7 protein-coding genes are annotated in these 6,309 nt (G+C 53.1%); all 7 read right to left on the bottom strand.

Features of this window, described 5'->3' with window-relative positions:
• Positions 1 to 848: 3-hydroxyacyl-CoA dehydrogenase family protein (locus tag ACR0P9_RS06295; RefSeq protein WP_432618371.1), on the bottom strand; the 848-nt coding region annotated here is incomplete at its 3' end.
• A gap of 28 nt (positions 849 to 876) precedes the next feature.
• Positions 877 to 1,767, bottom strand: coding sequence for a 3-hydroxyacyl-CoA dehydrogenase family protein (locus ACR0P9_RS06290; protein ID WP_432618369.1), 891 nt, complete (start codon positions 1,765 to 1,767; stop codon positions 877 to 879).
• 41 nt (positions 1,768 to 1,808) lie between these two features.
• Entirely contained in the window at positions 1,809 to 2,618 is an 810-nt protein-coding gene (locus tag ACR0P9_RS06285) for an enoyl-CoA hydratase-related protein (protein WP_432618367.1), read from the bottom strand.
• Between the two features lie 110 nt (positions 2,619 to 2,728).
• The gene (locus ACR0P9_RS06280) at positions 2,729 to 3,919 is read right to left on the bottom strand and encodes an acetyl-CoA C-acetyltransferase (protein ID WP_432618365.1); all 1,191 of its coding nucleotides are present in this window, start codon (positions 3,917 to 3,919) and stop codon (positions 2,729 to 2,731) included.
• Positions 3,920 to 4,125: 206 nt separating this feature from the next.
• The gene (locus ACR0P9_RS06275; protein WP_432618363.1) at positions 4,126 to 5,694 is read right to left on the bottom strand and encodes an acyl CoA:acetate/3-ketoacid CoA transferase; all 1,569 of its coding nucleotides are present in this window, start codon (positions 5,692 to 5,694) and stop codon (positions 4,126 to 4,128) included.
• Positions 5,695 to 5,772: 78 nt separating this feature from the next.
• The gene (locus tag ACR0P9_RS06270) at positions 5,773 to 6,045 is read right to left on the bottom strand and encodes a hypothetical protein (RefSeq protein ID WP_432618361.1); all 273 of its coding nucleotides are present in this window, start codon (positions 6,043 to 6,045) and stop codon (positions 5,773 to 5,775) included.
• Positions 6,046 to 6,168: 123 nt separating this feature from the next.
• The coding region (locus ACR0P9_RS06265) for a 4-hydroxyphenylacetate 3-hydroxylase C-terminal domain-containing protein (RefSeq protein ID WP_432618373.1) at positions 6,169 to 6,309 on the bottom strand (141 nt) is incomplete at its 5' end.

Genomic DNA, 6,309 nt, shown 5'->3' with positions numbered 1-6,309 from the left:
GGATACTTGTAGGTGAAGAATCCACGGCCGGACTTCTGTCCGAGCAGGCCAGCACGAACCATCTTGCGCAGCAGCGGATGCGGATGATACTTCGGATCGCCGGTTTCCTCATACATGTTGGACAGGTCGGACAGAATATCGTCCAGACCAACCAAGTCAGCGGTATGAAGCGGGCCGATCTTCAGACCGGCGCCCAGCTGCATAGCACGGTCAATATCAGACGGGGTTGCAATGTTGTCTGCATAGATGCCGACAGCCTCGTTGATTTCCGGAATCAGAATACGGTTTACAACAAAGCCTGCGCCCTCGTTTACAACGATCGGGTGCTTGTCAACGCCCTTCATGATGTCAACAACGGAATCAATGACTGCCTGATCGGTGCTGATGGTACGGGTGACCTCAACCAGCTTCATGATGTGAGCCGGATTGAAGAAGTGCACGCCGAGAACGTGGTCAGCACGATGCGGAACAGAACGAGCAATCTCGGAGATCGGCAGAGCAGAGGTATTGGTACCAATGATGCAATCTTCATCCAGAATGCCGTCCAGCTGCTTAAACAGGGCAACCTTGTCTTCCAGATGCTCGTTGATGCACTCCAGAACCAGTGCGGAACCGGCAGCATCCGAGCACATATTAGAGATTGTCAAGCGAGCGAGAGCTGCATCGCTCTCTTCTGTGGTCAGCTTGCCCTTTTCCACACCGATTGCCAGATCGGCAACGATGCGGTTCAGGCTGCCGTTTGCATGATCGCGGTTTGTGTCAATCATGACAACGTCGTGACCGCCTTTGATCATCACTTCTGTGATGCGCGCGCCCATTACGCCAGCGCCAATGACGCTAATTTTCATGTTATCGCCTCTTCCTGTCTGCCGTTGATTACTTGATGGTCAGGTCGCCGCCAGGGATTTCCTTGCCGAACGGACCGTCGTAAGTAAAGAAGCCCTTGCCGGTCTTCTGACCCAGCAGGCCAGCACGTACCATCTTCTTCAGCAGCGGATGCGGACGATACTTGGCATCGCCGGACTCGCGGTACAGGGTCTCCATGATAGCCAGGTTTACATCGTGGCCAACCAGGTCGCCGGTGTGAAGCGGGCCGGAACGCAGACCAGCACCCAGCTGCATAGCCAGGTCGATGTCAGACGGGGAAGCGATGCCGTCAGCGTAGATGCCGATAGCCTCGTTAATCATCGGGATCAGGATACGGTTTACAACGAAGCCTGCGCCCTCGTTAACAGCGATCGGGGTCTTGCCCAGAGACTTCATCAGCTCGTAAGCGGTGTTGAATGTCTCGTCGTCGGTCAGCATGGAACGGGTAACCTCAACCAGCTTCATGATGTGAGCCGGGTTGAAGAAGTGTACGCCGATAACCTTTGCTGCACGTGCCGGAACAGCGCTTGCAATTTCTGTGATAGACAGCGCAGAGGTGTTGGTGCCGATGATGCAGTCCTTGTCGAGAATTTCGTCCAGATCCTTCAGCAGGTCTTCCTTCAGATCCATTCTCTCCAGAATAACTTCCATGACGAACTGGGAACCAGCTGCGTCCTGACGGTTGATGGACAGGGTCAGGTTTGCCATAGCGGCATCCATTTCTTCCTGTGTCATCTTGCCGCGCTTAACAGCACCTGCGAGGTCGCCCTCAATACGCTTCTTACCGCCTTCGCAGAACTGTTCCTTGATGTCGATCATCGTAACGGCATGACCAGCCTTCAGGAATACTTCTGCAATACGGGCACCCATGTTACCTGCGCCAAATACAGAAACCTTCATTATTTCAATCTCCTCTATTTATCAATCAATTCCCTAAAAAATTACTTGTTCTTGAATACCTTCGGCTCGCGGCTCTTCTCAACGAAGTGCTTCATAGCGTACTTCTGGTCCTCAGTAGCGAAGCACTGTGCGAAGCAGTTGCCCTCGAACTTCAGAGCGGAATTGATGTCGGTCTGCATACCAACGTTGACAGCTTCCTTAACCAGGGAAACAGCGATCGGAGCCTGTGCAGCGATTTCTTCTGCCAGCTTCATAGCCTCATCCATCAGGTTTTCGATCGGGTAAACGTAGTTAACCAGACCCATGTCCAGAGCGTCCTGAGCGGTGTAGTTGCCACGAGCGGTGTACAGGATCTCCTTAGCCTTGCCCATGCCTACCAGACGAGCCAGTCTCTGGGTGCCGCCGCAGCCCGGGGTGATGCCCAGACCAACTTCCGGCTGGCCAAAGGTAGCGTTCTCAGAGCAGATACGGATGTCGCAGGACATAGCCAGCTCTACGCCGCCGCCCAGGCAGAAGCCGTTGATTGCAGCAATAACCGGGCGCTTGAAGTTCTCAATCTTCCAGCAAACGCGGTTGGAGTTGTTGCCGAAGAACTTGCCTTCTTCAACAGTCATGGTGGACATCTGGGAAATATCAGCGCCAGCTACGAAGGACTGAACGGTCTTGCCCTTCTTGTTGACACGGGAAGAACCGGTCAGGACAACACAATATGCGTCTTCCATGGCAGCGACAGTATCAAAAGCCTCTTCCAGCTGGGTGTACATGTCGGTGCTCAGTGCGTTCATTGCCTGCATATGCTCGATGGTAATGACTGCTACATTACCCTTTTTCTCAACTTTAACGTCAGTCATTGTTGTAGCTCTCCTTAATATTTTTTAATGGTTTGTTTTTAGAAAAACATATACGTGAAGAAAGCGGGATGGGCGCCGAAGCACCCTCCCGTGTTCTTACTGAAATAAAATTACTTGCAAAGCTCGTCGCGCTCGAGGATGATAGCTTCGCCCATGCCGCCGCCGATGCACATGGTAGCCAGACCATAAGTAGCATCACGCTTGATCATTTCGTACAGCAGGGTGGTGGAGATACGGCAGCCAGCTGCACCGATCGGATGACCCAGAGCGATAGCGCCGCCGTTTACGTTAACCTTGTCCATATCGAAGCCCAGAGTGTTGTTTACTGCGCAAGCCTGTGCAGCAAATGCTTCGTTGGATTCGATAACGTCCAGATCCTCAACAGTCAGACCTGCACGCTTCAGAGCCTGACGAGTGGACTCGATCGGGCCGATACCCATGATGGACGGATCGCAGCCTACAGAACCGTAAGACTTGATCTTAGCCAGCGGCTTCAGGTTGTGAGCCTTTACGTAGTCCTCAGAAGCCAGAACCATGTATGCAGCAGCGTCGTTGATACCAGAAGCGTTGCCTGCAGTTACGGTGCCACCGTCCTTCTTGAATGCCGGACGCAGCTTCTGCAGAGCTTCGATGGTGGTGCCTTCGCGCGGATGCTCATCGGTATCGAATACGATGGTCTGCTTCTTCTGCTTTACTTCAACCGGAACGATTTCGTCCTTGAACTTGCCAGCCTTGATTGCTGCAACAGCCTTCTGCTGGGAAGCCAGAGCCAGCTCGTCCTGCATCTCACGAGTGATGCCGTACTGCTCAGCTACGTTCTCAGCGGTGATGCCCATGTGGTAGCCGTTGAATACATCCCACAGACCATCGTTTACCATCAGGTCGATCATGGTAACGTTGTTCATACGAGCGCCCCAACGAGCTTCCTTCATTACGTACGGTGCAGTGGACATAGACTCAGCACCGCCAACCAGAACAACCTGGTCGTCGCCGGACTTGATGAGCTGAGCGCCCAGGCTCATGCAGCGCATAGAGGATGCACAAACCTTGTTTACGGTGATAGACGGGGTAGTAATCGGAACGCCAGCGCCTACAGCGATCTGACGGCCAATGTTCTGTCCCTGGCCGCCCTGCAGTACGCAGCCGGTGAGGGTCTCGTCGATGTCGTTTACGTCGATGCCAGCCTGCTCGATAGCAGCCTTAGCAGCGGTTACGCCGAGGGTCTTTGCGGTTACGCCCTTGAGGGTCTTGCCATAGGAACCAATCGGGGTTCTCTTGGCAGAACAAATATAAACATTCATTTGCCCAATTCTCCTTTTCCTTCAGTCAAAAAAACGAATACAGAAATACATATCGGGAACAGGGTCAGATTGTAGACCCTGCCCCGATACCATTGTACATGATAACGCGGAAAATCACAAGGTTTTTATGGCAAAAGGTTCAAAATAGACGAAATTTTACCAGCGAAAATCGTGCGAAATCCTGTTATAATACTGCAAAATGCAGATTAGTCGTTAGCCAGACCCATGATCTCATCGCGGAAGATGCGGGAATCCATCAGCTTGATGGTGCCGTCTTCCTGATAAGCGATCTTCGGCTCGAACTCCATCTGATCCAGAATCTGGGTCTGGAGATCGATGCCCGGTGCGATCTCAATCAGAGTAACGCCTTCCGGACGCAGTTCGAAGACTGCACGCTCGGTGATGTACAGAACCGGCTGATGTACTTCGTTTGCGTAATCGCCGGAGAAGGTGATGTGCTCAACCTGGTTAACGAACTTCTTCTTGCCACCCTCCTGGGTGATAACCAGCTTGTCGTCCTCGCACTTGGTGCGCAGACCCTTTGCAGTAAAGGTACCGCAGTAAACAACCTTCTTTGCGTTCTGGGTGATGTCGATGAATCCGCCTGCACCTGCCAGACGAGTACCGAACTTGGATACGTTCAGATCGCCGTTCGGAGCAGTCTCAGCCAGGCCGAGGAATGCAACATCCAGACCGCCGCCCTGATAGAAGTCGAACTGTACGTTGTGCGGGATGATGCACTGTGCGTTTGCAGCAGCGCCGAACTGGGTGCCGCCGTACGGTACACCGGCAATAGAACCAGCCTCAACGGTCAGCGTCATCTTATCAGAGATGCCTTCTTCTGCTGCGACGTTAGCGATCTTCTCCGGAGCACCGGTGCCCAGGTTTACGATAGCATCCTGCGGCAGCTCCATAGCAGCACGACGAGCGATAACCTTCTTCGCATCCAGCGGGATGGACGGAATAGCGTCAACCGGAATGCGGAATTCGCCGGTCAGTGCGCCGTCATACGGCATACCGAGGCACTGCATGTTCTCTTCGTCAGAGCCGACAACAACGCAGTCAACATAGATGCCCGGAATAGCAACGAGCTTCGGATCCAGAGAACCGCCCTGTACGATCTTCTCAACCTGTACGATAACCTTACCGCCGGAGTTCTTACAAGCCTGAGCCATAGCGGTAACGTCCAGCGGGCCGATCTCACGATGTACGGTGCAGTTACCGAACTCATCGCAGTAAGAAGCGCGCAGGAAAACAACATCAATCGGGAAGCTCTTGTACAGCAGACGCTCCTGACCTTCAATGTTGATGACCTTTACCAGATCTTCCTTGGTGCAGTCGTTCAGCTTGCCGCCGCCGTTGCGCGGGTCAGCGAAGGTCTTCAGACCAACATGGGTGATGGTGCCGATGTTGTGAGCGGCAATATCACGATACATATGAGAAATAACACCCTGCGGCAGGTTGTAAGCCTCGATCTTGTTGTTCAGAGCCAGCTCGCCCAGCTTCGGAGCACGATCCCAGTGACCGCCGATAACACGCTTAACCATGCCCTCGTGGCCGTAATGATCGCCGCCGGTGCCGTCACGATGGCCCTGACCAGCTGCAAAGAACAGGGTCAGATCCTGCGGATGACCGGTCTCCAGGAAACGCTTCTCCAGAGCAATGGACAGGGTTTCTGGGCAGGCACAGCTTACAAAACCGCCGGTAGCGATGGTATCGCCGTCATTTACGCGCAGAGCAGCCTCTTCTGCAGAGACAATCTGTACTTTCTTCATTGGTATCAAATCCTTTCTCTATTAAACGACTTATCGCTTCAGATCACACAAGTCTGAAGCATAAATCCTGTTTACAACTTAATGCGTGCACAGCGCCGCGATGCGCTCTGCCGCATGATCCGCTTCGCTCTGACTGGCACAGACGATACGGTGGGTTGCCGAAATGTCCTCATACAGATATGGACATCCGGTGCATCCGCGCAGGATGAGCAGTACATCGTACGGTTCGCCATCTCTGGGCAAGGAGAAATCGGCCACACCCGCAAGGGTCTCAGCAATATTGCGGTAGGCGCTTCCGCGATCATACATCGGATTGCAGCCGCCGCAGAATTTTACAGCACAGTGAAGCATAAAAAACCTCAAAATAACGAAAAATAACAAATGGACAGACAGGCACCCACAGAGAGTGCTCTATGAGTGCCTGTTGTCACAATAAATTATTGTCTAAGATTCAGCACCGTTTGTCAGAAACACTTAGTCGATGCGAGCAATAGCCTTAGCGAGAGCCTTCTTCTGCTCCATGTTAGCCTGACGAGCGATCATGATACGCTGAGCCTGCGGGGAACCAGCACCGTGCATGGACTCCGGCAGGTAACCAACAGCAGCGGTACCCAT

This window comes from Butyricicoccus sp. (genome assembly GCF_050872565.1).
Lineage (GTDB): Bacteria > Bacillota > Clostridia > Oscillospirales > Butyricicoccaceae > Butyricicoccus_A.
The sequence above is the reverse complement of the archived record's forward strand: the minus strand, read 5'-3'. Positions and strand labels throughout refer to the sequence as shown.

Excerpts from the sequence above, each read along its gene's own strand:
- ACR0P9_RS06290 (WP_432618369.1), bottom strand. The coding sequence starts at position 1,767 with ATGAAGGTTTCTGTATTTGGCGCAGGTAACATGGGTGCCCGTATTGCA.
- ACR0P9_RS06280 (WP_432618365.1), bottom strand. The coding sequence starts at position 3,919 with ATGAATGTTTATATTTGTTCTGCCAAGAGAACCCCGATTGGTTCCTAT.
- ACR0P9_RS06270 (WP_432618361.1), bottom strand. The coding sequence starts at position 6,045 with ATGCTTCACTGTGCTGTAAAATTCTGCGGCGGCTGCAATCCGATGTAT.
- ACR0P9_RS06285 (WP_432618367.1), bottom strand. The coding sequence starts at position 2,618 with ATGACTGACGTTAAAGTTGAGAAAAAGGGTAATGTAGCAGTCATTACC.
- ACR0P9_RS06275 (WP_432618363.1), bottom strand. The coding sequence starts at position 5,694 with ATGAAGAAAGTACAGATTGTCTCTGCAGAAGAGGCTGCTCTGCGCGTA.